Annotated in this window: 1 protein-coding gene; it reads left to right on the top strand. The window is 69.7% G+C overall.

All coding sequences use genetic code 11. The features are described from left to right. The first annotated feature begins 13 nt into the window (after positions 1–13). Positions 14–2104, top strand: a complete 2091-nt coding sequence (locus VF697_RS28980) for a S9 family peptidase (protein ID WP_331099980.1) — start codon at positions 14–16, stop codon at positions 2102–2104. Positions 2105–2113 lie beyond the last annotated feature (9 nt).

Genomic DNA, 2113 nt, shown 5'->3' with positions numbered 1-2113 from the left:
CACGGAGGACCCCTTGACCCTCTCCCTCGCCGCGGCGCTCGTCCTGGCCGCCGCCCCCTCTCCCACCCAATCCCAGCCGTTCACCATCCAGGACCAGGTCTCGCTGCGCCGGATCAGCAGTCCGAGCGTCTCGCCGGATGGCAAGCGCATCGCCTTCGTGCTGCGCTCCACCGACCTGGAGGCCAACAAGGGTCGCACCGACCTGTGGTTGGTCAACGCCGATGGCACCGGCACGCGCCAGCTCACCTGGTCCCCCGAGAGCGAGGGCCAGCCCGTCTGGAGCCCTGACGGCCAGAGCCTCTTCTTCCTCTCCTCGCGCGGTGGCTCCAGCCAGGTGTTCCGCCTGCCGCTCGACGGGGGCGAGGCCCGCTCCGTCACGAAGCAGCCCCTCGACGTGGGCGCCTTCGCCCTGTCTCCGGATGGCAAGACGCTCGCCGTCGCCCTGGAGGTCTTCCCCGACTGCGCCACGCTGGAGTGCACCCCCCAGCGGCTCAAGGAGCGGTCGCAGAACAAGAGCACCGGGCAGCTCTACGACAAGCTCTTCGTCCGCCACTGGGACTCCTGGGCGGATGGTCGGCGCTCGCACCTCTTCGTCCTGCCGGTGGACGGCGGCGGCACCCCGCGCGACGTGATGGTGGGCATGGACGCGGACGGCCCCAGCAAGCCCTTTGGCGGCCCCGAGGAGTTCACCTTCACCCCGGATGGCAAGGGGCTCGTCTTCACCGCGCGCGACGTGGGCAACACCGAGTCCTGGTCCACCGACCTGGACCTCTACCTCGCCCCGGTGGACAAGGCCGGCACGCCGCGCAAGCTCACCGAGAAGAACCGCGCCACGGACACCCAGCCCGTGTTCAGCCCGGACGGCAAGACGCTCGCCTACCTCGCCATGTCGCGTCCGGGCTTCGAGTCGGATCGGCTGCGCGTGGTGCTGCGCTCGTGGCCGGAGGGCAAGGAGCGCGTCCTCGCCGAGCAGTGGGACCGCTCGGCCGGCGCGCTCGCCTGGAGCGCGGATGGGAAGTCCGTCCTCGTCACCGCCGATGACGTGGGCCACCACCGCGCCTTCTCCATCGACGTGGCGAGCGGTCAGGTGACGGCCTTCAGCGGCCCGGGCTACGCCGCCGAGCCGCGGCCCCTGCCGGATGGGCGCATCGCCTTCCTGCGCGATGACCTGAAGTCGCCCGCGGACCTCTACTCGGTGCGCGCGGACGGGAGCGAGCTGCGCCAGCTCACGCGCGTGAACGAGGAGGCGCTCGCGCGCATCCGCTTCGGGGACTACGAGCAGTTCGAGTTCCCGGGCTGGAATGGCGAGACGGTGCGGGGCTACGTGGTGAAGCCGGTCGACTTCGACCCGAAGAAGAAGTACCCGGTGGCCTTCCTCATCCACGGCGGTCCGCAGGGCAGCTTCGGCAACCACTTCCACTACCGGTGGAACCCGCAGACGTACGCGGGCCGGGGCTACGCGGCGGTGATGATCGACTTCCACGGCTCGACGGGCTACGGCCAGGCCTTCACCGACTCCATCAGCGGGGACTGGGGTGGCAAGCCGCTCGAGGATCTCCAGAAGGGCCTGGAGGCGGCCACCCGGCGCTACTCCTTCCTGGACGGCGACAAGACGTGCGCGCTGGGCGCCAGCTACGGCGGGTTCATGATCAACTGGATCGCCGGCCAGCTGCCGGAGCGCTTCCGTTGCCTGGTGAACCACGACGGCAACCTCGACGAGAAGCTCGCGTACTTCAACACCGAGGAGCTGTGGTTCCCCGAGTGGGAGCACGGGGGCACGCCGTGGGAGAAGCCCGAGGGCTACACGAAGCACAACCCGATCGACCATGTGGCGAAGTGGAAGACGCCGATGCTCGTCATCCACGGCGGCAAGGACTTCCGCGTGGTGGACACCCAGGGCCTCTCCACCTTCACGGTGCTGCAGCGCCGGGGGATTCCCTCCAAGCTGCTCTACTTCCCGGACGAGAACCACTGGGTCGTGAAGCCGGCCAACAGCATCCACTGGCATGAGACGGTGCTGGACTGGCTGGACCAGTGGACGAAGGGCGCGAAGAAGCCGGCGGCCGGTCCGTCGGTGGCGCCCTCGGCGAAGGCCACGCCGTAACGTCAGCGG

The sequence above is a fragment of the Archangium sp. genome, assembly GCF_036388035.1.
Taxonomy (GTDB): Bacteria; Myxococcota; Myxococcia; order Myxococcales; family Myxococcaceae; genus Archangium.
The sequence above is the reverse complement of the archived record's forward strand: the minus strand, read 5'-3'. Positions and strand labels throughout refer to the sequence as shown.